This window comes from Streptodolium elevatio (assembly GCF_053592165.1).
Genome location: NZ_JBSFVE010000002.1, coordinates 199,978 through 223,776 on the forward strand (window position 1 = coordinate 199,978; position 23,799 = coordinate 223,776).

At 69.9% G+C, this 23,799-nt stretch carries 23 protein-coding genes and 1 pseudogene; 12 read left to right on the forward strand and 12 right to left on the reverse strand.

The features are described from left to right. Positions 1-590 precede the first annotated feature (590 nt). Positions 591-1,442 carry a class I SAM-dependent methyltransferase gene (locus tag ACWD12_RS04940; RefSeq protein WP_450098353.1) on the forward strand — a complete coding sequence of 284 codons (852 nt, stop codon included), beginning with the start codon at positions 591-593 and terminating at the stop codon, positions 1,440-1,442. 461 nt (positions 1,443-1,903) lie between these two features. Further along, positions 1,904-3,772 (forward strand): alpha/beta hydrolase family protein, encoded by a 1,869-nt coding sequence (locus ACWD12_RS04945; protein WP_450098354.1) that lies wholly within the window; start codon positions 1,904-1,906, stop codon positions 3,770-3,772. Between the two features lie 417 nt (positions 3,773-4,189). Here the strand turns inward: ACWD12_RS04945 and ACWD12_RS04950 are convergent, their stop codons facing one another. Beyond that, positions 4,190-4,837, reverse strand: a complete 648-nt coding sequence (locus tag ACWD12_RS04950) for a TetR/AcrR family transcriptional regulator (RefSeq protein WP_450098355.1) — start codon at positions 4,835-4,837, stop codon at positions 4,190-4,192. Positions 4,838-4,935: 98 nt separating this feature from the next. Here ACWD12_RS04950 and ACWD12_RS04955 point away from each other — a divergent pair, with 98 nt between their 5' ends. Together ACWD12_RS04955 and ACWD12_RS04960 are read left to right on the forward strand one after the other, a co-directional pair. Beyond that, the gene (locus ACWD12_RS04955) at positions 4,936-5,898 is read left to right on the forward strand and encodes an alpha/beta hydrolase (RefSeq protein ID WP_450098356.1); all 963 of its coding nucleotides are present in this window, start codon (positions 4,936-4,938) and stop codon (positions 5,896-5,898) included. Between the two features lie 9 nt (positions 5,899-5,907). After that, positions 5,908-6,384 (forward strand): hypothetical protein, encoded by a 477-nt coding sequence (locus tag ACWD12_RS04960; protein ID WP_450098357.1) that lies wholly within the window; start codon positions 5,908-5,910, stop codon positions 6,382-6,384. Between the two features lie 384 nt (positions 6,385-6,768). On the opposite strand, the gene ACWD12_RS04965 is transcribed toward ACWD12_RS04960, so the two are convergent. Next, complete coding sequence (locus tag ACWD12_RS04965) at positions 6,769-7,311, reverse strand: hypothetical protein (RefSeq protein WP_450098358.1); 543 nt, start codon at positions 7,309-7,311, stop codon at positions 6,769-6,771. A gap of 1,324 nt (positions 7,312-8,635) precedes the next feature. Between ACWD12_RS04965 and ACWD12_RS04970 the strand changes: the two genes are divergently transcribed. From ACWD12_RS04970 to ACWD12_RS05005, 8 genes are all read left to right on the forward strand, one after another. After that, the gene (locus tag ACWD12_RS04970; RefSeq protein ID WP_450098359.1) at positions 8,636-10,942 is read left to right on the forward strand and encodes a catalase; all 2,307 of its coding nucleotides are present in this window, start codon (positions 8,636-8,638) and stop codon (positions 10,940-10,942) included. An 88-nt stretch (positions 10,943-11,030) separates the two neighbouring features. Then, on the forward strand, positions 11,031-12,131 hold the full coding sequence (tal, locus tag ACWD12_RS04975) for a transaldolase (protein ID WP_450098360.1): 1,101 nt from the start codon (positions 11,031-11,033) through the stop codon (positions 12,129-12,131). Between the two features lie 352 nt (positions 12,132-12,483). Next, positions 12,484-12,678 (forward strand): MarC family protein, encoded by a 195-nt coding sequence (locus ACWD12_RS04980; RefSeq protein WP_450098745.1) that lies wholly within the window; start codon positions 12,484-12,486, stop codon positions 12,676-12,678. A gap of 26 nt (positions 12,679-12,704) precedes the next feature. Then, positions 12,705-12,872 carry a hypothetical protein gene (locus tag ACWD12_RS04985; RefSeq protein ID WP_450098361.1) on the forward strand — a complete coding sequence of 56 codons (168 nt, stop codon included), beginning with the start codon at positions 12,705-12,707 and terminating at the stop codon, positions 12,870-12,872. An 8-nt stretch (positions 12,873-12,880) separates the two neighbouring features. Beyond that, complete coding sequence (locus tag ACWD12_RS04990) at positions 12,881-13,546, forward strand: hypothetical protein (RefSeq protein ID WP_450098362.1); 666 nt, start codon at positions 12,881-12,883, stop codon at positions 13,544-13,546. A 40-nt stretch (positions 13,547-13,586) separates the two neighbouring features. After that, positions 13,587-14,843, forward strand: coding sequence for an arginine deiminase (arcA, locus tag ACWD12_RS04995; protein ID WP_450098363.1), 1,257 nt, complete (start codon positions 13,587-13,589; stop codon positions 14,841-14,843). Between the two features lie 136 nt (positions 14,844-14,979). Then, complete coding sequence (locus ACWD12_RS05000) at positions 14,980-15,303, forward strand: hypothetical protein (protein ID WP_358363878.1); 324 nt, start codon at positions 14,980-14,982, stop codon at positions 15,301-15,303. Positions 15,304-15,421: 118 nt separating this feature from the next. Further along, positions 15,422-15,970, forward strand: a complete 549-nt coding sequence (locus tag ACWD12_RS05005; RefSeq protein WP_450098364.1) for an NUDIX domain-containing protein — start codon at positions 15,422-15,424, stop codon at positions 15,968-15,970. Between the two features lie 5 nt (positions 15,971-15,975). On the opposite strand, the gene ACWD12_RS05010 is transcribed toward ACWD12_RS05005, so the two are convergent. The 10 genes and pseudogenes from ACWD12_RS05010 to ACWD12_RS05055 form a co-directional block, all read right to left on the reverse strand. Then, complete coding sequence (locus tag ACWD12_RS05010) at positions 15,976-16,281, reverse strand: STAS domain-containing protein (protein WP_450098746.1); 306 nt, start codon at positions 16,279-16,281, stop codon at positions 15,976-15,978. Next, entirely contained in the window at positions 16,272-16,715 is a 444-nt protein-coding gene (locus tag ACWD12_RS05015; protein WP_450098365.1) for an ATP-binding protein, read from the reverse strand. The genes ACWD12_RS05010 and ACWD12_RS05015 overlap by 10 nt, the downstream gene beginning before the upstream one ends. 70 nt (positions 16,716-16,785) lie before the next feature. Continuing rightward, positions 16,786-17,574, reverse strand: a complete 789-nt coding sequence (locus ACWD12_RS05020; protein ID WP_450098366.1) for a TSUP family transporter — start codon at positions 17,572-17,574, stop codon at positions 16,786-16,788. Between the two features lie 306 nt (positions 17,575-17,880). Then, complete coding sequence (locus ACWD12_RS05025; protein ID WP_450098367.1) at positions 17,881-19,470, reverse strand: FAD-dependent oxidoreductase; 1,590 nt, start codon at positions 19,468-19,470, stop codon at positions 17,881-17,883. A gap of 140 nt (positions 19,471-19,610) precedes the next feature. Beyond that, on the reverse strand, positions 19,611-20,135 hold the full coding sequence (locus tag ACWD12_RS05030) for a hemerythrin domain-containing protein (RefSeq protein ID WP_450098368.1): 525 nt from the start codon (positions 20,133-20,135) through the stop codon (positions 19,611-19,613). 117 nt (positions 20,136-20,252) lie between these two features. Then, positions 20,253-20,512, reverse strand: a pseudogene (locus ACWD12_RS05035) (cytochrome P450); the annotation flags it as partial. Between the two features lie 133 nt (positions 20,513-20,645). Continuing rightward, a complete protein-coding gene (locus ACWD12_RS05040) occupies positions 20,646-20,870 on the reverse strand; it encodes a hypothetical protein (RefSeq protein WP_450098369.1) in 225 nt (74 codons plus the stop codon). 76 nt (positions 20,871-20,946) lie between these two features. Continuing rightward, positions 20,947-21,291, reverse strand: a complete 345-nt coding sequence (locus ACWD12_RS05045; RefSeq protein ID WP_450098370.1) for a MerR family transcriptional regulator — start codon at positions 21,289-21,291, stop codon at positions 20,947-20,949. 679 nt (positions 21,292-21,970) lie between these two features. Further along, positions 21,971-22,585 carry a hemerythrin domain-containing protein gene (locus ACWD12_RS05050; protein WP_450098371.1) on the reverse strand — a complete coding sequence of 205 codons (615 nt, stop codon included), beginning with the start codon at positions 22,583-22,585 and terminating at the stop codon, positions 21,971-21,973. After that, positions 22,582-23,784 carry a hypothetical protein gene (locus ACWD12_RS05055; protein WP_450098372.1) on the reverse strand — a complete coding sequence of 401 codons (1,203 nt, stop codon included), beginning with the start codon at positions 23,782-23,784 and terminating at the stop codon, positions 22,582-22,584. The genes ACWD12_RS05050 and ACWD12_RS05055 overlap by 4 nt, the downstream gene beginning before the upstream one ends. Positions 23,785-23,799 lie beyond the last annotated feature (15 nt).

Consider the following 23,799-nt stretch of genomic DNA (forward strand, 5'->3'; position numbering starts at 1 on the left):
ATGCCGGCGAGATTCGACATCCATCGGCGCAAGAGGGACATCAACTCACGCTGACATTGATCTTGCTCTTGCGCCGCCAGTGACTCTCGACCTCACGTGGGAACGGCTTCCACGGAAGGTGACACAGCCACCTGGCGCCCTCGCCGTTCTTCGCCGGCATCGTTCCCGGAGTTCTGGTGGTCGTCGCAGTACGGACGGGCAGGGCCCAGGAGGAGGGGCAGCCCCGGGATGTCTCGGCCGCCGCCTCCGCCGCGGCGCTCACCGCGACGGACGACCGGCGCAACAGCCGGGCACGGTAAGCGCCGTGGCGGCCTGGGCGGCGCCACGGGTGCGCACCCTGCGGGAGACCGAAGGGCCAGCGCCACGGTAGTGAACACAGCGACCTGCTCTCAGACTCCCGCGGCTCCGAGATCGCCGGACGGTTAACCCCCACCCGTCATCACCACCTCACCTCATCACCACCGAACCGTTCCCGTACCGACCGGGACGCATCACCGAACCGGGTGGCGCGCATTTTGGCCTAGCTCACATCCAAGCAAGAAACTAGAGTCAGTTCCTAGAGTTAAGCTCTAGTGACTGGATGGGCAGCCATGAGTGTCATCGCCAACCGTGACCAGGACAAGGCATGGAACGAGGAGGGAATCCGCTGGGCCGCACACCCCGAGCGCTACAACGGGATGCTGGAGGCGTTCAACGCGCCGTTGTTCGCGGCCGCCGGCATCGCGCCGGAGCACCGAGTCCTCGACGTGGGATGCGGTACCGGCCTGACGACCCTCCTCGCCGCGCGGCAGGCCCACCGCGGCCAAGCGACCGGCATCGACCTGTCCGTGCCCATGCTCGAACGCGCCCGCGCGGACGCCGCCGAGCAGGGCATCGCCAACGTCAGTTTCGAGCGCGGCGACGCCCAGGTTCACCCGCTCCCCGAGCATGGATTCGACGTCGTCATCAGCCGCGGCGGCGTGATGTTCTTCGCCGATCTCGCGGCGGCTTTCTCCCACCTGCGGCAGGCGCTCGCGCCGACCGGCAGGCTGGCGTTCGTCTGCCCTCAGCCGGGGAGGCCCGACAGCCCCTACGCCCGGGCGACCGCGGCGCTGTCGCCGTACCTTCGCGCGCCGTCGCCCGCCTCCCGGGGAATGGCGACGCTCTACGATCCCGCCGATATCAAGGAGGTGCTCACCACCGCCGGATACGCGGACATCGCCATAGCCCCCATCGACGCGTGCATGAACCTCGGGGCCGACGTCTCCGCCGCCGTCGACTTCATCTTCGACATGGGCCCCACAGTGCACAACCTGGGCAGCGTGGACACGGCGACCGTCACCCGCATCCGCGCCGAAGTCGGCGCCGGCCTGGCCGAGTTCGCGGGCGCCGGCGGTGTTCTGGTCCCGGGCGGCGTGTGGTGTGTCTCCGCGTCATCCGGCCACGGAGCCACAAACCCGTAGCCACCGCGACGCGCCCGGGGAACGCCGCTACCGCGGCGCCCCGTGGGGTACGCCGAGTTGTGGACGTCCGACCGCAGCGGGCACCTCTGGGCCTGGGCGCGGACCTGCCGACGAGTTCAGGTGTTCACGAGTACGTGGCGTGCCCGAAGAGCAGAGCGCCGACGTCCTTTTCTGCCACCCGCATTCGCTGCGCGTAGGGGCGTTGGACGAAAGCCGACCGACGCCTGGGCCAACCTGCGGACCAGGTCACTCGCGTGGACGACGCCAGGGCCTGGGGGCATACGCAGCCACGCGTCTTCGACCGGCTGACGTCGCGGTGAGCACATTCAAGCCCGGCCGCGGCGCCGACCTGCAGCAGTGGCACGGGACGGCCGAGCACCCGCGGCGCCACGCGATCGCCGGGCCCGAACGGTAAGACAGGAAACCCGTCGTACCGTTCGGGCCCGCATCAGGAGACTTGGTTGAGCAGGCCGAACGACGCTCGTCAGGCGGCGCTTCGTCTTTGGCTCCAGCTGTGGGACAACCAGCGCCGGTGTGCCGAGGCTGTCCGACAAGCGCAACAGCGCGACCGGAACCGGCCACACCGCCAGACCAAGCTGCTCACGTACGCAGATTCAACACTGGGCCGCCCCCTGGTCACCGCGGACAACAGGCTCATCATCGTCAGCTGGAGCTCGCACCACCCTCGCGGGCGCATCTCCGAAGTACCCCTGGACCTCGACAGGAAGCACATCGCGCCCGAGGAATGGCTCGACCTGGTGCCCGATGACGGCAAAAGCGTGATCCGTGACGTTGCGATCGTCGACTGCGGTCCCGACCGCCACCCGCTGCTCGCAATCAGTCGGACACATCAAGGCGCAGCCGAGGCCCATCTGTACGATCCCGCCACCGGACGCGGCACACCGATCCCCTTGGCACACCTCGGCCTGCCAGGCGTCCACGCTCCGGACGGACGTCAACTGCCTGGCGTCTTCGGCCAGATCACCGGGATGACCGCGACCGTCGGCTCCGATGGAGGCGCCTTGGAGATCGAGCACTCCTCCATCGTGTCCGCCCCAAGGACCTTCCGAATCCCATTCACACCGCACGGCCCCCGGGACGCGGCGGAGATCCCACGCGAGGACACGGTCGCGGACCGGGTGCTCGCCGGTGCCAAGGTAACCAGACACAACTTCCTTGCCCCCGACGGTACCCCTGTGCGGGGACTCCTCGTCGACCGGGACGACGCGCCGGGTGCCGGTCCGCTGATGTTCACCTCGTACTCGAACTTCTTCGTGGGCAACAACACCAGCAAGCTATGGAACGACGTGCACAGCACGCACGTCGCCGCCGGCGGTCGCCTGTGGATCAACGAGGAACGCGGCACCGGCAGCGACGGCTACCGGCATTTCCAGCACGGTGTGCGTGACAACCAGTTCGGCGCCGTCATGGACGTCGTCGCCGGAATCGACCACATCCTCGAAAACGGCATCGCCGAACCCGGCACCCTCCACGCGAGTGCGCAGTCCGCGGGCCCGCTGATCATGCTACGGGCGGTGGCGCAGCGTCCCGGCGCGTTTGCCGGCGCGGTGTTTCGACGACCCGTCCACGACCTGTGGCGAGTTCTGGAGACCGGCCCCGAAGTCGCCCACGAGTACGCCGGAAGGCTGCCCAACATGTCCTCGTGCCACTATCTCGACCCCGGCACCGACATGCCCGGACACACCATCGTCATCGGCGCCCCGGACGACCCGCGCATCCACGACGCAGCGGTCGTCGACCTGTTCTCGCAACTGGCGACGACCACCACCGAGCCGCTGCTCCGCATCGCCCGCCCGGGCCACGGTGTGAACCCCCGGCTCCCGGAGCCGTTTTGCAACGACCACCGCACATGCCTGGCGATCCGGCGCCGTCAGGCCCTGGGGATAGACGACCGACCCCGCCGGACCGATGTCGTAGCGCAACGGCGAACGGCGGTTCCCGGCATAGCCGTGAAAGAGGCTCAGCAGCGGACCGTCCACCACAAGGCGACCATTCCCGGAGCGTCGAGTATCGAAGTTCGAACCGCTCAAGTCAGGGAACCCGCCGTACTGGACGGGGCAAGTCCACTCGACCGGCGGAGACTTCATGGCCTGCGTCAAGAGCAAGGCAGGCAGCACGCACTCCTATGTGCTCTACGAGTACGACCCCGACAATGCCGACGACGTCGTGGCCAAAAGGGGCAGCGCAACGCCGACGGCCGCGTGGTCCTCCGCGGCATCGGCAAGTACATCGACGGCGCGAACCAGCGCGCCGAGTTCTGCCTCGGCACCGACGACGGCACCGCAACGGTTGCCGCCTTCTACGACTGACCGTGAGGATCCAGGCGGCGCTTGGCGTCCGGCCGCGTCGCCCCGCGGGTCCCTCGCGGCAGCGCCCCGACTTGTAGAGCGCTTTCTCGCAAGTGACGCTGTCGTGGCCCCTGTCCGAGGGACAGGGGCCACGACAGTTTTCGGGGGTGGCGCGGCGGGCAGGGTGCACTCCGCCAGGGCGGACGCCGGGCAGGACAGGCCGATCCGGCCACTACGGTGCCGCCGCCCGACCGCCTCGAACGCAGAGCCGACCTGTTCCTCGCGCTCCTCACCCTCGCGCGCGTACCTGTACCTTCCGGACTCACAGGGCAACTTCAGCTTTCAGGCCACGGCTTTTGCCCTGGTGGGGGCGACGTGCGGGACGGCCGGTCACAGCGCCGGGCGCCCGACGCGGACCGCAGGGCGGCGGCCGGCCGATTACGGCGTCTCCGCCGGGCAGCCCTCCGCCTGGTGCCGGATTCCGCACAGGATGGTGTCGAGGAGGCGGTCGAACTCCGCTGCAGATCCGAAGTCGGCCTGGAGATGTGCGACGGCGGTCAGGGCCGGATATGCGGTGGAGTCGAGCGCGGGCATCTCGGAGGGTCCGTCGGGGCCCCCACTCAGGGCTGCCGTCAGGTAACCGTTGAGGAATCCGAACAGCGTGACCGGCGCGTCCGCAGTGACCCGGTCGGGCAGGCCCGCCCGGCGCATGGCGGCAACGAGGCGCTCCAGGACCGCCAAGGCCACCGGCGAGCGCTGGGGGCGAGTGACCAGCAGTGGGAACACCCGCGGGTGCCGGTACGCCATCTGCCGGTAGCTGTACGCCGTTTGGCGGGCCACCTGCTCCCAGTCCAGCGGCGCTCGGCCGAGCTCCACCTCGGCGACGACGGCCTCGCAGATCGCGTCCAGCAGCGCCGCCTTGCCCTTGATGTGGTGGTAGATCGACATCGGGTCGACCCCGAGGTCGTCGGCGAGCCTCCGCATGCCGAAGCGGTCCAGGCCGTCGCGGTCGACCAGGGCAACGGCTGCGGCGGCGATCTGCCTGCGGTCGAGTCCTGCAGATGTACCGCGTCCGCGTCCGCTCATGCTCGCTCCTCCCACGCCTCCTTGGCAAACCTACTTCGTAGAATCTACAGTGGGCCGCAAATCTACGCCGTAGGTTTGCGGCAGACAGGAGGACAGACATGGGCGAGGCGTTCACTGCCGAGCGGCCATCCGAGCCGGACTTCTCAGCGATCACCGCCGACGGACTGATCGCCTACCGGGACGCGGAGAACGCCTGGCGGGCCTCCGCCGCGGCGCGGGCGGTCCTCGGAGAGCCGGACCCCGCCGCAGCCATCGAATGGCGCGAGTTGGCGCTGGCGGGGCGCCGCCTACCCGTCCGGGTGTACCGGCCGGCGGCGACGGGTGACGCGCAGGCCGACCCCCGACCGGACCTGCCCCTCGTGGTCCACGTGCACGGCGGGGGCTTCGTGGGCACCGCGGCGCAGTGCGACTGGACCAACAGCCACCTCGCCGCCCAACTGCCCGCCCTCGTCGTCTCGGTCGAGCACCGCCTCCTCGCGCCGGGCAGCCCTCTCGCGCATGCCGCCGACGACGGCTGGGACGTCCTCGAGCACGTGTGGGGGCACGCCGCGCAGTGGGGCGCCGACCCCACGCGCACCGCCGTCTTCGGCGAGAGCTGCGGTGCGCTGATCAGCGCCCTGACGGCCATCCGGGCCCGGGACTCCGGACTGCGGCTCAAGGCGCAGGTGCTGGTCAACCCCGCCGTCGACGTGACAGGGACGATGTTCGACTATCCGTCGATCGCCCAGTACGGACACCACCCGGGCCTCGCCGTACCGCAACTACGTTTCTTCCAGCGGCTCGCCGTCCCGCCGGGAGCCGACGCCCGCGCGGTCTCGCCCCTGTACGCCGACGACTTGCGCGGTCTCGCCCCCGCGCTGGTGGTGGTGCCGACCCGCGACGCGGTCGCCGACCACGGGCGCCGTTACGCCGAGCGCCTGCGGGCGGCCGGGACGCCGGTACGGCTCACCGAATACCCGGAGGCACGCCACGCGTTCCTCACCCTGCCAGGCGTGGAACCACAGGCCGAGGCAGCGCAGGCGGAGATCCGGCAGTTCCTCCGCACGGCTCTGGCGGGGTGACCCGGGACGATGCGCGCCACGACGCTTGGCCACCGCCATCAGGCAACACGCCGCGAGCGGCGGGCGATTGCCGCCATGTACGCCGGACTGGGGCTGACCGTCCTCGGGACGGCAGCCCCGTACGTCGACCTTGCCACCGGCCACTTGCTGGCCGACCACATCCGGGCCGGCTATCCCACGTACACCGACGCCCGGATCGACTCGGCCGTCACCACCTACCTGGTCCTGCTGTCCGCCATCGGAGCACTCGGTGTCCTCGCCTGGCTCTGGACGATCCGAGCCGTCAAAGCGGGCAGGCGGTGGGCGCAGACCGGCTCGACCGTGATGTTCGCGCTCGGCACCGGCGCCGGGTTGACCGGCCTGCTGACCAAGGACACCTCCGGCGCAACCGGACTGCCGTCGGCACTGGGGTGGGCCGGGATGGCTCCCTGCCTCGCAGGCCTGGTGGCGGTCGCGCTGTTGTGGATACGGCCGCGATCGGTATGACGAGCATGCGAATCCTGAGCTACGCGTCCCGAGGAGGAACACACCGTACAGCGCATCGCCATCATCGGGGCAGGCGCGCCGCAGGTCTTCCTCCTGGTCAACCACGACGACGGGGCCGGCCCCATGACGTCCACTACGGCGGACGCCGCAACGCTCCGCCGGAGGCTCGCCGGGGTGCCAGGCGACGGGTCCGCGTGGCGAGTTGCGAATGGCGCGAGAGGCGGTCACGTGGAGTCCCCGGCGTGCGGAGGTCTTGTTGTGGCGAGATTTCTTCCGCCAGGGGACTCCACTTGCGCCAGGGACTCCACGCACGACTCTGGGCGTTTCCGGATCTCCGAGCAGCTCAAGCCCGTTGACACGGCTGCGCCGTCTGACTCTGCGCGATCACCTCAGTTGGTGAGAGGCGAACCGAACGAGATCACCTTCTCGGTCGAGCTGATTCCCGGGACCGGCTTTGACAGCAGGTTGAAGTGGGGGAAGATCAGGCGGTTGACCAGTGGCGCGCAGGACGGTTGCCCTGGAAGCCCGCAAACCGGGTGTTCCAGACCGAGGACATGGCCTGTTTCGTGGGCGCGCCCAAAGATGCGACGAGTACTCGACGATGGCACCGGGCCGCCCCGCGGGTTGGGTGGCGCAACCGTCGACGCCGTCCTGTTTGATCGCCTTGACGATGTAGATCACGATCTCACCCGGCTGAACGTTGTTGCGGTGCCCGTAGAGGGTGTTCTGCTGTGCCGTTGTCGGCTGGAAGTCGCGGCAGGCACCGACGTCGAGTGTGTCCATGTCGGTGACCTGGATCCGCTCGACGGTGATCACGTCGACCCCGATCTCGGCCTGGGCGAACCCGGTTGCCGCGTTGTTCAGCTGGGTGCTGATCGGATCGAACGTCGCGGTGGGCTGGTTGACGATCTTGACGTGGACGCGCACACGCTCGGGGCACCACCAATTCGTCCCCATGGTGCCGTCTGGCCGGATCCAGAAGGCGTCGAGGAGAGTCGGGTATCGGCTCGTGAGGCTGATCGAGCCCGGCTGGGCCGCGTTGACGCCGCTGACCGGTACGACTGCCCAACTTCCGGGGGTGCGTCGTCGAAGGCGTAGCCCTGTACCTGGTTGTTCGGTCCCACCCAGACCAGGTCGAACCGTCCCCGGGATCGGCTGACCACGTCCAGCGAGCCGGGTTGCGCCCCATGAGGTCCTGGTCGTCCTCCGCCAGGAGGTCGAACGCCACGAAGTTCGCCGGATGCGCCCGGGCTTCCCGTGCCGCGGACGCGACGGTGCGGTGCATCCGCCGCTGCAACAAGGTCGAATGCCAAACGGCCGTCGTGCCAGATCACCACCTCGCCGTCCAACACGGCGGCCGGTGGTAGCTCCCGTTCAGCGGCCGCGGCGATTTCCCCGAACGCCGCAGCCAGACCTGTCCCCGCCGGGAGCGCAGATCCACCACGCCGTCCGCCGACCGGGACAGCAGCACCCGGAAGCTGCCTCCTCCCCCGGCCTGAAGTTGTCCGCGGACAACTCAGCGTATGGGCGGTCGGTTGTCCGCGGACAACCGACCGCCCACAGCCCCACCAGGTCAGGACGAGGTGATGCAACTCTTCGAAGAGAGCAACCAACTCCTCTGGACTGAGCACCGCACCCAGTACTGCTGCGAGCTCCTTCGGGGCCTCAGCGAGGCTTCTGACGGCTTCAGCTGCTGACGATGCGGCTTCGGGTCGGCTGCGGTTGTCCGCGAACAGCCGCGAAGGGGGCGCCGTGTCGGCTTCCTCGGCCAGGGCCTCGCTGCTTCCAGAGGGCTCCAGACCGGCCGGGGCTCGCCCTTCTCGGTCGTTGACAGGTCGGCGCTGCGCGGGAGGCCGGTTGTCCGCGGACAACACATATTCCGCGAGGAAAGCCTCGACGTCCGCCACGCCGATTCGGGGCGGACCAGCTGTGCCCGGCGTTCTCCCGCCCGGGTGGTGGGCTCCCCTGACGCGGCAATCCGTCCGTCAGTCGGGCCGATACTCCGAAGGCGTGGTCCGACGTGCCGAAAACCCCGGCGATCCGTGCGCCCCGTGCCGAGCCCGGTCGTCGGTGGTGCACCGGTAGTTGACCGGCGCAGCCCGCACACCTTGCCCTGCCATCTGCACCACCGCATGTGTTCAAGCCCGTATTGCGGGCACTGGCGCCATACACACGTGGTCGCCCATTCCCCCGCCGACATGGTCGGCAAGGACCGAATGCTTTTCTTCCGGTGGGTGGCACTGCCTCATCGATGGATCGGACTCTTGTGAACGCGAAGAAGAACCCGGTGTCTGCTGCTGCGGAAACGATCGCCGAGAAGGTCAAGGACCTCGCCCACCCCGGCAACGAGATCCCGGGCGCGCCCGGCCCGGTGCCGCCGCCGGTCGACGAGCCGACCGAGCCCACCGGTCCGCTGCCGCCCAAGCCGGACCAGCGCGGGCCGGACACCTACAGCCCGACGGGACAGCCGACGGGAGCCGACCAGGCCGATGTCGCGCAGACCGGCGAGCGGTTGACCACCGCCCAGGGCGCCCGGCTGTACGACACGGACCACTCGCTCAAGGCCGGTCCCCGCGGGCCCGTCCTGCTCCAGGACCACCATCTGCGGGAGAAGATCACCCACTTCGACCACGAGCGCATCCCCGAGCGGGTGGTGCACGCGCGCGGCGCGGCAGCGCACGGTGTCTTCCAGGGCTACGGAGCCGCGGAGGGCATCTGCAAGGCAGCGTTCCTCGGCAAGGATGTGGAGACCCCGGTGTTCGTGCGGTTCTCCACCGTGCTCGGGTCCCGGGGGTCGGCGGACACGGTCCGGGACACCCGCGGCTTCGCGACGAAGTTCTACACCTCCGAGGGCGTTTTCGACCTGGTCGGCAACAACATCCCGGTGTTCTTCATCCAGGACGCGATCAAGTTCCCCGACGTGATCCACGCCGGGAAGCCGCACCCGGACCGGGAGATCCCGCAGGCGCAGAGCGCGCACGACACGTTCTGGGACTTCGTGACCCTGCACACCGAGGCCACCCACCACACGCTGTGGAACATGTCCGACCGGGGCATCCCGCGCTCGTACCGGATGATGGAGGGCTTCGGCGTCCACACCTTCCGGCTGGTCAACGCCGCGGGCGCCACGACCTTGGTCAAGTTCCACTGGAAGCCGAAACTGGGCGTGCACTCCCAGGTGTGGGAGGAGGCACAGATCACCGCGGGCATGGATCCCGACTTCCACCGCCGGGACCTGGCCGACGCGATCGAGGCCGGGGCGTTCCCGCAGTGGGAGCTGGGCGTGCAGACCTTCCCCGACACCGAGGACCAGATGTTCCAGGGCATCGACCTGCTGGACCCGACGAAGATCGTGCCCGAGGAGCTGGCGCCGGTCCAGCCGATCGGCCTGCTCACGCTGAACGCGAACCCGTCGAACTACTTCGCCGAGACCGAGCAGGTCGCGTTCCACGTCGGACACCTCGTCCCGGGCATCGACGTGACGAACGACCCGCTGCTCCAGGGGCGGTTGTTCTCGTACGTCGACACCCAGCTCACCCGCCTCGGCGGCCCCAACTTCGCCCAGCTCCCGATCAACCGCACCCACGCGCCGGTCAACGACATGCTGCGTGACGGCATGCACCAGACGGCTGTGCACCGGGGTGTCGCGCCGTACCGACCCAACTCCCTCGACGGCGGCTGCCCGTTCCTGGCGGGCGCGGACACCGGCGCGTACATCGAGGTCCCCGTCGAGGTGCCGGCCGCGCACAAGGTGCGAGAGGCCGCGGCGTCCTTCGACGACCACTACACCCAGCCCCGCCTGTTCTGGCTGAGCATGAGCCCGACCGAGCGCGAACACATCGTCGCCGCCTACACCTTCGAGCTGAACAAGTGCTACGAGACGGCGATCAAGGAACGCGCTCTGCGGACCCTCGCCAACATCGACGCCGAACTGTGCGCGCAGGTCGCCACCGGCCTCGGACTCCCCGCGCCCGCGGCGACGGTGGCGCCGGCCGACCCGCAGCCCAGCCCTGCCCTGTCCCAACTCGGAGGACGCTGGCCGCTGGACGGGCGGATCGTCGGCATCGTCACCGCGGGCGACCAGGATCTGAGCGGCGTACGGTCGGCCCGGCAGGCCGTCCTCGACGCCGGCATGGTCCCCCTGGTGATCGCCCCGACCGGCGGAAGGCTGGACGAGGACGGCGACCCGGTCGCCGTCCAGCGCACCTTCGCCACCGCACGCTCCACCGAGTTCGACGCCGTCCTCGTCGCCGGCGTCCCCGTCCCCGGTGCCGACGCGTACGGCGCGCGCGACGCCAAGGTCGACGACGGCGTGGCGGTCGCCACGGGCATCGACCCCCGGGTCCTGGTGCTGCTCACCGAGGCGTACCGGCACGGCAAGGCGCTGGGAGCCTGGGCCGACGGCGTCGACGCCCTGACCGCTGCCGGCATCGCCCCCGACGCGCCCGGCGTCGTCGCCGCCTCCGACGCCGACAGCGCCCTGGAGGGCGTCACCGGGCTGCTGGCCCAGCACCGCGCCTGGGACCGGTTCCCCCCGGCCGTCCGACCCGCCGTCTGACGTGCAAAGCCCTTCACCATCACCGGCGTTGGCCGGCCCGCCGGCTCCGCTCGCCCTCTCCCCTCCCCCGAGTCCGGAAGGCTCCGGCATGGCACAGAACGAGAAGTTGGCGGATCTGTCGGCGGCTGGGGTCGCCGTCTGGCTCGACGACCTTTCCCGCGACCGCATCCACGACGGCAGCTTGCAGGCACTGGTCGACGAGTGCTCCGTCGTGGGCGTCACCACCAATCCGACCATCTTCGCCGCCGCCATCAGCGGGTCGGACTCCTACGACGACCAGGTGCACGCGATGGCCGTCCGGAAGGTCGGCGTCGAGGAGGCGCTGCGGACCATCACCGCCGCCGACGTCCGCGACGCCTGCGACCTGCTCGCCCCGGTCGCGCAACGCACCGGCCGCGACGGCCGGGTGTCGCTGGAGGTTTCCCCCAGGCTGGCGCACGACACCGATGCCACCGCCGCAGAAGCGGCCCACCTGTGGTGGCTGGTGAACCGCCCCAACCTGTTCATCAAAATCCCCGCCACGCAGGAAGGCTTGGCGGCGATCACCACGTCCATCGCACGGGGCATCAGCGTCAACGTCACGCTCATCTTCAGTCCCGAGCGGTACCGGGCGGTCATGGACGCGTACCTGTCCGGACTCGAACAGCGCGTGCGGGACGGCGGATCACTGGCCGGCATCGAGTCGGTGGCGTCCTTCTTCGTCTCGCGCGTGGACGCCGAGATCGACAGGCGACTGGAGAAAACCGGCGCGGACCCTTCCCTCAAGGGCAAGGCGGCAGTGGCGAACGCACAGCTGGCCTACCAAGCCTACGAGGAGGTCTTCTCCTCCGACCGATGGCGCGCGCTGAAGGCGCAGGGCGCTGCCCCGCAACGCCCGTTGTGGGCGTCGACCGGCGTGAAGAACAAGGACTACCCGGACACTCTTTACGTCAGTGACCTCATCGCACCGGACACGGTGAACACCATGCCGGAAAAGACCCTGAGGGCCTACGCGGACCACGGCACTCTCGGCCGACCCGTCCAAGAGACCTACGGCGCGGCGGCGCAGGTCATGAAGGCCGTGGCCGATGCCGGTGTCGACCTCGACGACGTCTTCGAGCACCTCGAGGACGAGGGTGTGCAAAAGTTCGTCGACTCGTGGGACGAACTCACCGCCTCGGTCCGCTCGGAACTCGAGGACAAGAAGTAGACGACCCAACCTCGCGGCCGCACCACCGGAACCGGTGGTGCGGCCGTCGACGCGGTCGGGCCTGTGCGCCTACCAGCGGTACCAACGCCCGCGACGGCCGCCGGCCCCGGGACCGGTTCTGCCTCCTCGTCTCCTGACCCACCCGCGTGTGCCCGAACACGAAGCAATCGCGCGGCCGCACCCTGGCGCGCCGCCGAGCGAAACGGCTTTATTGGCCATAAGGTGCAAATCTGACGTCGCGATCCCCGGCGCGAGGAGGCGTTGCCGTCGTCCTGGGTTCCTCGGTCAGGCCCGATCCCGGAGGGTTGATGTCGTCGCTGCACCTGGATGACGCGCTGCTGCTGTTCTGGCGCTGTTCGCGCTCTACAGCCCGGTCGCCGCGCTGTCGTCGTACCTCCCTCTCGTGGACGGCTACACCCACAAGGAGCAACGCCGCCTCGCCTGGGGCTTGTTCGTCAACGTCAGCGTGCTCATGCTCGCGGCGCTGTGGGTCGGCGAGCCGCTGCTGGAGCTGCTCGGCATCAGTACCGCGGCGCCGTCGGCCTGACCGTCGCCGGGTTCGCCTACGCGGCGGTGACCGGACTGACCTTGTACGCCTCCGGGCACGTCACCCGCCGCGTGTCACCGGCCACGGCCGCGGTCCTGGAGAAGATCGCCGGGATCCTCCTGGTCGCCATCGCCGCCACCCTGCTGGCCAGCGGCGGTACCCGACTGGTCACCGACGTCCTGGACTCACTGTGAGGAGCCGCATGCCACGCAACCGTCCCGCCGCCGCGAGGACCGCCCTCAGCCTGGTCGGCGCCGCGCTCAGCCTGCTCGCGCTGACCGCCTGTGCCGACGACAACGGCAAGGGCTCCTCCCGGCCCCCGTCCGCAGCCGCGGCGTCCGGCGCATCCGGCGGAGCGGGTTCGGTGAACTGCGCCGCGCCGGCGCCCGGCACCTCCCAGGACTCCTGGTTCGCGCAGTGCGGTCCGGCACAGACCTCCGGCCCGGCGAACACCGCCCCGGTGGGCGGCTGGGTCGCCCTGCCGAACGGCGTCGCCGTCTCGATCGCCCGGGTGGAGCCGGTCCCCGCTCCCGTTGCGGCGCAGCCCGGAACCACCCCCGCGCTGGTCACCCTCACCGTGACCAACCGGTCCACGGCCCCGTACCCGACCTCGGGCATCGCGATCCGCGAGATGGGCCGCGTCGACGGCACCCGCGCCACGCCCGTCACCCATCCTCAACTCCCGCAGCAGGAACTCCCCGCCACGATCGCTCCCGGACAGAGCGCTTTCACCCAGCAGCTCTTCGACGTTCCCGACGCCCTGCGCGCAGGCTTCCGCATCATCGTGGCCATGACCCCGGAGCCGTCCGCACTGCCGGACGCCACCTTCACCGGCACGTTGACGGCGTCATCCAGCTCCACGCCATGACGCAGGCCCGTACCAAGTCCTCTCCGCGAAAGGCGCCTTCATGACCAGCACCGACACCGGCCCCGCTCACGGCGTGCATTCCGAAGTGGGCAGGCTGCGCAAGGTCCTGGTCTGCGCGCCCGGCCTGGCGCACCGCAGGCTGACCCCCACCAACGCCGACGAACTGCTCTTCGACGACGTGATGTGGGTGGAGAACGCGCAACGCGACCACGCCGACTTCGTGAACAAACTGACCGCACGCGGCGTCGAGGTCGTCGAACTCCACGCCCTGCTCGCCGAGACCATGGCCATCCCCGACGCGAAAGCGTGGCTGCTGGACCGCAAGATCACCGCGAACCAGGTCGGCCTCGGACTCATCGACACCACCCGCGCCTTCCTGGAGACCCTCGACGCACGCCAACTCGCCGAGTACCTCATCGGCGGACTCGCCACCGCCGACCTCCCGGAGGAGTTCCGCCCGCCCTACGTGCTCCTCGCCCGCGAACAGGTCGGATCCCGCGAATACCTGATGCCGCCCCTGCCCAACACCCTCTACACCCGCGACACCACCTGCTGGCTCTACGGCGGACTCACCCTCAACCCGCTCTACTGGCAGGCCCGCCGCGACGAAACCCTGCTGATGAAGGCGATCTACACCTTCCACCCCCACTACGCCGACTCCACCGTGTGGTGGGGCGACCCCGAACAAGACTGGGAACAGGCCACCTTCGAAGGCGGCGACATCATGCCGGTAGGCGCCGGCGTGGTCCTGATGGGAATGAGCGAACGCACCTCACGCCAAGCCATCACCCAGGTCGCCAAAGCCCTGTTCGAACACGGCGCCGCCGACCGGGTCATCGTCGCCGGCATGCCCAAACTACGCGCGGCAATGCACCTGGACACCGTGTTCACCTTCGCCGACCGCGACATCGTCACCCTCTACCCGCGCATCATGGACGCCGTCCGCACCTTCACCCTCCGCCCCGCCGACAACACCGCAGGCCTCCACGTCACCCCCGAGGACGGCCGCGCATTCACCGACGTCGTCGCCCAAGCATTGGGGCTGCCCGCCCTCCGCGTAATCGAGACCGGCGGCGACCAATACGCCTCCGAACGCCAGCAATGGGACAGCGGCAACAACGCCGTCGCCGTCGAACCCGGCGTCGTCTTCACCTACGACCGCAACACCACCACCAACACCCTCCTGCGCAAAGCAGGCGTCGAAGTCGTCACCATCGTCGGCGCCGAACTAGGCCGAGGACGCGGCGGCGGACACTGCATGACCTGCCCCATCACCCGCGACCCCATCGACTACTGACCCGGCTCGTCGGCACGCGAAAGAACCGGTGCGGGACCGGTGTTCACGGCGGTACGGGATGGTCCAGCGCCCCTCCTGCGACCGCGACAACCCGGGGACAGGCATGGTGCACCGGTCGGACGGGCAGCGAACAATCATGAGACTGCTCCGCGACTTGGCCACCGCCCCTCGCCCAGGCACCCCGCACGCCGACGCACGGTGGGTGTGGTACGCCGTGGCCGCGCTGGACTGCGTACCCGCCCTGCGACCGGCGTCCGCGCTTCTCATCACCGGAGGCCTTGCGGCGGCGCCGGCCCTGCGCCCCGGACACCGCCGAGTGCAGGCAGGTGAGTTGGCCGGCGCCGGGTTGTACGCGGTCTCGCTGGCCGAACGCCTGCGCGGCCGCAGCGGGCCCGGCCGCATCTGGGCCCTCGGTGGGCTGGCGCTACTCGGCAGACCGGGACGCACACTCGCGCACTGAAACGCCACCGGCGCCCGCGAGTCCCTCTGCCACGACATTCCGAGCCGCCGGGGCGGCCGAGGGAGCAGGACACCGCTACAGGCTGGTACGCAGGCGGCAACGTCGGGAAGGATCTCCGATGCCGAAGTCCCCGATCGAGGGTCTTGCCACCGACGGACGAGGCAACGTCCTCGCCGCGTTCTTCCCCGGGACGGAAGACGCACCACCCGAAGACGCACCAATGCCGCTGTCCCTGGTGGCTCTGCGGCACGACCACAGAATCCTGCTGGTCTTCGACCGGCAGCGCCGGTCCTGGGAGTTGCCGGGAGGAATGATCGAGCCGGGTGAGAGCCCGCGCCAGGCCGCCCTGCGGGAACTACGGGAAGAGACCGGCCAGCGAGCGGACGAACTCGCGTTCGCGGGCTACGCCAAGTTCGTGCTGGGGACCGAGAGACGTACCGAATACGGCGCGCTGTTCGTCGGCCGCACCACACGCCCCCGTCCATTCCAGGGCAACGACGAAATCCAACAGGTCACCTGGTGGGACCCCGGCAGCGCATCCCCGGGTCCCACCGACTCGCTCGACATCTGCCTTGCGCGCCTGGTGGTTTCCCACTGCTGGACCGGCAAGGCAGCCGGGGCGCCTGCTCACGGGCCGTCGGACTCGACGAATCCCGCGCGGCCGTGATCAGGTCACGTGCCGGCGGTGGGATCCAACGCAGTGGCGTCGCCGGTGCCGAGGAGCAGTTCTTGGACCCCGCACACGGCCAGCACCCATGCGGGGTGCGGACGTACACCGCTGATGCGGAACGTACTGCGGCGTTCGCGACTTTGGCGTTGCCAGCCGACGAGGAAGTGCACTCCGGTGGAGTCCGGGAAATCCACACCTGTCAGATCGACCCGCACCGGCCCGTCGTACCCTGCCAGCCGACGGGTGGCCGCAGCAAGGGGCGCCCGGGCGCGCGGCGAGTCGGGTAAGGCGGGCGCCGTCAGTCGGATGCCGACAACGGCACGGTGGCGACGACGGTCTTGCCGTCCGAGTGCCGCACCGTGCGGACCCCACCGGTCAGACGCCGCACAATCTGCAGTCCGTAGCCGCCTGCCTCGGCAGGTGAGTCGGCCTCGCGCGGCAGCGTGTGTGAGCGGTCCCGCACTGCGACGGTGACGCCGCCGACGGCGACGAACACCGAGAACCGATACGGCCCCGTGGCGTGCCGCAGCGCGTTCGACAACAACTCCCCCGCCACCAGCAACACGTCCCTGAGCACGCCGGCGGACACCACCCCCGCCTCCACAAAAGGCTTCAGAAAAGCACGTACCCGCATACGCGCCGAACGCACAGGCGACGGACTCGGACCGTCACCTCTGCCGTCGATAGACACGACCAGCAACGAGGGCCAGGCGCGGCGGTCGCCACCACCGTCGAAGTCCATGCGCGGAGGCTACCGCGCTTGGCACAATCGATCACGATGTCCATCCGCCCCGGGCACGCCGCTGTCGGTCTCAGCGCAGACCCTGGACGGCATAGAGGGCGCCGACGCCGGCGGCGACGGAGCCCAGCAGGTACCGCAGGGCGGTTTCCGGCAGGCGGGGCTGGAGGACGGCGCCGAGGTACCCGCCGGCCAGCCCGCCCACTCCGCAGGCCACTCCGGTCCACCAGTGCGGGGCGGTGTCGCCGCTCGCCGCGAGGGACAGCAGAGCGAAGGTCGCCGCGCCAACGACCGAGGTGACGAAGGTGGCTGCCAGTGCCGCCGGGGCGACGACGGCGACGGGCATGCCCCGGCCGACCAGGATCGGGCCGAGCAGCGAGCCGCCGCCGATCCCATAGATGCCCCCGACGACACCCACCGCCGCGGCCAGCCTCCTCGTGGCGCGGGGCGAGGGCCGGCCCGTCGGACGGTGGGCGGGCGCCGGGACGCGCAGGGTACGCAGGCACAGCCAAAGGCCGAGCGGAAGCAGGAAGACCGCGATGAACAGGCGGAAGACCCGCGGGCCGGGGACGGCGAACACCCGGATGACGGCGCCGGCCACCACGCCCGGCACGGTGCCCGCGATCAACAAGCGTGTCAGCGGCCCGCCGAGCCGCCCGGATTTGCGGTAGCGCCACAGCGCGCCCGGACCGGCCACGACGTTGAACAGCAGGTTCGTCGGTGTGACCGCCGGACTCGGCACCCCCAACACGCTGACCTGCGCCGGCAGCAGGAATACCGCACCGGAGACACCCACAGGTGCCGTGACCAGGGAGATCAGCAGTCCCGCCACGAGCCCGAGCACCACTGTCGACCAGTCCATCGCGCAGGCTCCCCACCTTGATCTGCGCGCAAGTATCGACCGGGCCTCGAAACGTCCGCCGACCAGGTACCTCTCGTTCTCATGAAGACCGACATGAACACCGACCTGCGCACGATCGAGGCAACCCAAACCCGTGCACAACCGCTGCCGGAAGTCGCGTGGACAGTGCGGTGCAGCCCGCGGGCCTGCGTGCCGTCGGGGTCTTGACGCGCCGGGACACGGACACCGCGATGCGCGGGACCAAGCAGTCGATCACCTGTGCGCCGTCCGTAACCTGACGACGCGCGAAAGTCGCCGGCGCCGCCCTCAACCGCCGCCTTCGCCGTCGCGGTCCCCTCCGTCCTCCTCGCCGCCGTCCTCCCCCGGCCGACGGTCGACCACGACCGGTTCCAGCGGCCGGGTGGCGGGGCCGTTGAGCACCGCGCCGTCCACACCGAACCGCGAGCCGTGGCACGGGCAGTCCCAGGTACGTTCGGCGTCGTTGAACTGCACGGTGCAGCCCAGGTGGGTGCAGTTTGCCGAGACGGCCCGTAGCCCGGTCCCCGGGTCGTGGTAGACGGCGGCCCGGCGCCCGCGGACTCGGAGGACCCGGCCTGTGCCGGGCGCGACCTGCGAAGCGCCGTCGAGCTTCGGCAGGCGGATCCGGTCGCCGACGAAGTGCCGTGCCACGCCGGCCTGCGCCTTGACGAAAGGCAGCGCTTCCCGCAGCGGGTGCAGTCGGCGCGGGTCGTAGACGTCGGTCCAGGGGAGCTTCGCGCCGGTGATCATCCCGGCGAGCAGTCGGCCGGCCATGACGCCACCGCTCATGCCCCATCCATCGAAGCCGGTGGCCACATATACGTGCTTGGTGCCGGGGTGGAAGTAGCCGACATAGGGCATGCCGTCGGTGGTGGAGGCGTCCTGCGCCGCCCAGCGGTACATGGGCCGGAGGCTCGGGAAGCGGTCGCGCGCCCACTGCGCCAGCCGGTCGTGCCGGCGCTCGACGCCGCGCGCCCCCGGGGTGAACTTCTCACCGGTCAGGATGAGCAGCCGCTGCCCGTCTTCCGACGACGGCGCGCTGCGAACCGAGCGGGTGCGCGTTTCCGGGGAGACGTACATGCCGTCCGGCGCGTCACTCGCAGGAACCAGCCCCGCGACCACCAGCTCACGTACCGGGCGCAGCCGGGCGAACAGCAACGCGCGGTCGAAGACCGGGTAGTGCGTGGCCACCACGACATCGCGGGCGGTGACCTGCACTCCGCTCTCGGTGGTGACGCGGCAGGGCGTGCCTTCGCCGAGCCCGACGACGCGGGAGTCCTCGAAGATCTGGCCGCCGTGGGCCAAGATGTCCGCCACGAGCGCGAGGAGGTATTTGCGCGGGTGGAACTGCACCTGGTCAGGCACCCGGACCGCGCCGAGGACGGGGAACGGCAGGTCCGTCTCTTCGGTGAACACGGCATCCAAGCCTGCCTCGCACGCGGCGGCGGCTTCGGCGCGCACCTCGTCCCGTACCTCGGGCGATTCGGCGTACACGTACGCTGGCGCGCGCTCCAGGTCGCAGTCGATGCCGAGTTCATCGGCCGTCGCGACGACGTGCTCGACGGCCTCCTGCTGCGAGCGGGCATACAGACGGGCCGTCTCGCGGCCGGCCTCGCGGATCAACCGGGTATACCTGAGGCCGTGGAGCGAGCTGACCTTTCCGGTGGTGTGTCCGGTCACGGACTCGGCCACCCGAAGCGCCTCGACGAGGGCCACCCGCCGCCCGGCGCGACTCAATTCCCATGCCGTGCACAGGCCGGCGATACCGCCGCCCACGACGGCCACGTCCACGTCCACGGGCTCGCTGAGCGGCGGATGACTCCCGCCCTGGGTTGTCGCCATCCAGTACGACTCGTACCGTTCGGTCTCCCGCCGCATGGCCGACCTCCGTTCCCGACGGCGATGTGCCTGCTCAGGCGGATGTCCACGACGCTCCCGGCCAAACCCGGAGCGGATGACCACCGCAGCTGACCGGAGCCCTGGCGGCGGTCCCAGTAGTGGCTGTGCGGCAGTCTCCGTCAGCCTCGAACCGCCGCGCCGTAGGACGTCAGGGCGCCTCCCCCGCTCAGCGACCGCTCCATGGGACCGGGTTCAGGCTGCTGCACACCCCTGCCCAGGGCCGTAGGCCGGCGTGCGGCGCGCAGCGATTCGGCCAGCGCGGGGAGTTCCCCCGCACCTGCCGCCGCGGCGAGGTGCGGAAACAGCTCTCGTTCCTGCGCGGCCGCGTGTTCGTGGGCCTCGAATACCAGTCGAGTCACCAGCAGGTCGAACTGGGCGTCGTCGGGCTCGTGTTCGGCCAGGTCGGTCAGGCAGTGACCGATCCGCACGTGTTCGGCGAGCCCGTCGGCCGCCAGATTTCGGCCGCCGGGGACCCTTCGCCGCACCGCAGGATACAAGAATCGTGACTCCGCCTCGGCGTGCCGGGCCAGTTCGGCCGTGATGCTGCCGACAGCGCGCTTTCGGCGCGGATCACCCCACGGCGTGGATTGGATCAGTTGGCACAGGCCGTCGATCCTGCGGTGATCCTCGGTCAGTTCGGACATCAGATCCTTCGCGGTCGGCATAGCGGTGCCTCGCGATCCCTTCTCTCGGGTCATGCGTGCGGAGATGCCTCGCAGATTCCGAGGCGTCTTGGACAACGCTGCCCGTGCTCTGCCGGCCTACGCGTCGACCGGGTCCCGGAGCGCCCCCGAACACGCCATCTCGAGGACGAAGCCGCTTCGGATCCTCGCCGGCAGACGTCGCAGCGAAATGCGGAGGTCCTGTTCCGGTACGTCGTAGTCGAGCCGGCCAAACGGGGGACGAGTGTGGCGAGCAGCGCGACGGTGACGTCCTCCCCGGGGCAGCGGTGACCCGTGGACCGGTCGCCCCCACCTTGCGGGATCAGCTCGTCACGGCCGCGCGGCACGTCGAGGAACCGGGCGCGCGGCGGTGTCGTGCGGCCGCGCGAGGATTGTTGCCGTGCCGGTCACGCGGGTGGGCGGCGGCCCCGGCCGCCGGATCTGCTGCGCGACGGCAGACGCGGCCGGACGTGGACGGACCGCCCCGGACGCTCACTCGGGGCGGGCCTGCTTCGGAGTGCCCGCGGGCGCCAGGAGGGCGGCAATCTGCCGGGCGGTGTCGTCGAGGCTGTCGGCGAGGTGCCGTATGTGGTGGCGGCCGTAGCTGTCGGTCGACCAGCCCACGTCGTCCATCGCCCGGACAGCCAGGCGTAGTTGCCCGGCGGCTGCCGCCAACTGCCGCTTCAGGGCGGCGAGTGCCTGCGGATCGTGGTCCATCGCGTTCTCTCCCCACCGCGTCGTCCCGGGTTCCCCGGTGCCTGCCCGAACCTGGGCGGCTCATACGGCGTCTGTGTCAGGTGTCGGTGTCCCGCCCATGCTCGGGGCGTTCCTTGCGGAGTTCCTCGTTGATGCGGAGCGCTTCCCCGAGTTGGTCCTCGAGGATGACGACGCGGCATACGGCTTCGACGGGGGTGCCCTGGTCGATCAGCTCGCGGGCGCGCTGGGCGACGCGCAGCTGGTAGCGCGAGTAACGGCGATGGCCGCCCTCGGAGCGCAGCGGGGTGATCAGGCGCGCCTCACCGAGGGCGCGCAGGAATCCGGGCGTGGCGCCGATCATCTCGGCGGCGCGGCCCATGGTGTAGGCGGGGTAGTCGTCGTCGAACGCGTCGCGGCGATCGATGGGGTTACTGGAGGACACTGCACCTCTTCAAAACGGTCCTTCTCGATACTCGGGCCGGGTCGGGTCCGGGGCCGAGGAATCCCGGCAACGGCGAACGCGTCGAGGGGCCCTGGCGCCGTACCGGCACCAGGGCCCCGAAAGGGCTTCCCGCCATCTACCGACCGCTCAGGGCCGGCCTTCGTCGTCCGCACTCGCCCACGGGGCGGGGGTGCGGGGATCGTGACTGCGCGACCGAGGGCCACGTTCCCATCCGGGGCCTGCGCTTCCCGTCGGCCCCTGCCGGGCCGGACGAGCGATCCTGATGGCGTCCACTCCTTCCTTCGCCGGGTTCCACAAACGGAACCTCTACGGGTCATTTCGGGAACTGCGATTCCACGGTGTTGCGGTGTCCTGCCTCGTCGTCCTTCTTACCGGCGGCTGCGCGGCGGCCGGTCAATCAGCCGCCTGTTCGTTGGTACGGGCCCAGGAGGCCCTTCCGTGCTCCATGTCTCGGGGCCGCGTCACCGAAGCCCACTGCTCAGCGCGCCAGTTCATCCTCTGCCGCGCCCGTCAACTCTTGGCTACAACAGAAACACTAGCCGCACGATCTCGCAATGCCTACTTCCGCCGTCACAGATTTTCTCTGGTGTCGGTGTCGGTGTCGGTGTCGGTGTCGGTGTCGGCGAGGGCAGAGCATGGCACGCGGCCCCGTGCGCGGTTACCTCTGTTGCTTTCCGGTGGCGTCCGCGCCGGTGATGGTGCGCAGGGCGTCGCGACTGCGGTCCCACACCGCGGCGACCGGTCCAAGGGCGATGTTCTTCGCCGCGCTCTCGGTGCCCGGGTGGGGGCGGGTGGGTGCGAGGGCCTCGGCGGCTTTGACGGCGTCGGCCATCGCGGCGAGGGCGGCGGTGTCGCCCTGTCGTCGCAGGTGCACGAACTCGTAGCGTTCCTCCGCCCGTGCATGTTCCATGACCGAGGTGCGCAGGCTCAGCAAAATCGGCATGAACCTCGGGTCGTCCGGCTCCAGTTCCTCCAGGCGCGCGAGGACCTCCTTCGCCTCGCGTTCTTCGGCGAGGCGTTCCGCCACGATGTCCTTCCCACCGTCGACGGCCCGGCGCAGGTAGGGGTGGACGACCTCCTCCTCGGCCGTCTCGTGGACCGCGAGGAGGCGGACCAGGCGGCGGAAAGCGTCCGCGCGTTTCTCACCGCCCGCACTCTCGACCTCGTCGAACAGATTGCGGATCCAACCGTGCTGGGCCAAGAGCAGGGCAACGACGTCGTGGTCCGGGTCAGGGGCGGTCTGCGGCGCGGCGTGTGCGCGGGTGGTGGTCACGACTTCTCCCGCAGGCTCTTGACCGGGTGCTTGCCTTCGGTCTCCAAGCGGTATTCGCGGCCGAACGCCTCCTGGTGCATGGTCATCACCCGGTCACTCGGCGGAGGCTGCTCGCCGTTAAGTGCCTCCTGCATCGACGCGAACCGCTCATGGGCCTCGCGGACGTACCCGGTCCCCAGCGTGGTCAGGTCCAGTTCGTCGGCGATGAGGTCGCGCAGGTACTGCTTGTTCGGCTCGAACGTCACCGGGGCGGGCAGTTCGGGGGCGAGGACCTCCTCCGGTTCGCGGCCGTCGTGTTCGCGCATCAGGTCGCACGCCAGACGCAGGTGCTCCAGCTCCATGTTCAGGTGCAGCTCCCACACCGCCTTCACGGACGGGTCGGTCTCCGTCTCGAGGAACGAGTGGTACAGATAGCACTCGTTGTACTCGTGGTTGACCAACTGCTCCCACCACGTCTCACCCGGGTCGACCAACGACTCGTAGTGCGTGACGTGCTCCTCCTCGATCAGCCCGATCTCCTGGTACAGCTGCCGGGCGATCGGCTCCATGTAGGTGGGGCCGGTGTTCATGTAGAAGTTCATCGTCTGCTGCTCGGCCGCCATGATCGTCAGCGCGTGCAGCTTCGAGAGCGGGTCCACCGTCGCCCGGTCGTAGGGCTCGCGCAGGTTGTCGAGCGGGTCGCGGTGGTGCAGCGGGGTCGGCCGACCGGGCATGACCTCGGTCAGGCCGTCGACGATCGACTCGGCCTTGCGGTGCTCGATCAGCTCGTACAGGTTCGCGTACCGGTACAAGTGGTCGAAGTCCTCCAGCACCCCGAACCGGTACGCCTGCGCCAGATACGGGTCCGGCTCCATCCGCGCCACCCACGCCGTCAGATCGACCGCGACCTGCTCGTACGCGATCGTCGTCTCCAACACCGAAGACACGCCCGGCAGCAGCCAGTTCACCGCCTTCTGCTGCTGCGCCTCCATGTAGCGCACCTGCGCGAGCTGCTCCTTGACCTCCGGGATCGGGCAGTGCCTGGCCATCTGGTGGCTGAACATGATCGCCTCGACCTCGATGCCGTTCATCGCGATGATCCGGCACCGGGTATACGGATCGCCGTGATCGGGATCGATCGGCTTCACATCCAGCTCGCGCCAGTTGCGGACCTGCCGGTCCAGGGGGATGCCGCGCTGCTCGAGGGGATTGAAAACCATCACCGTCTCCGTCCA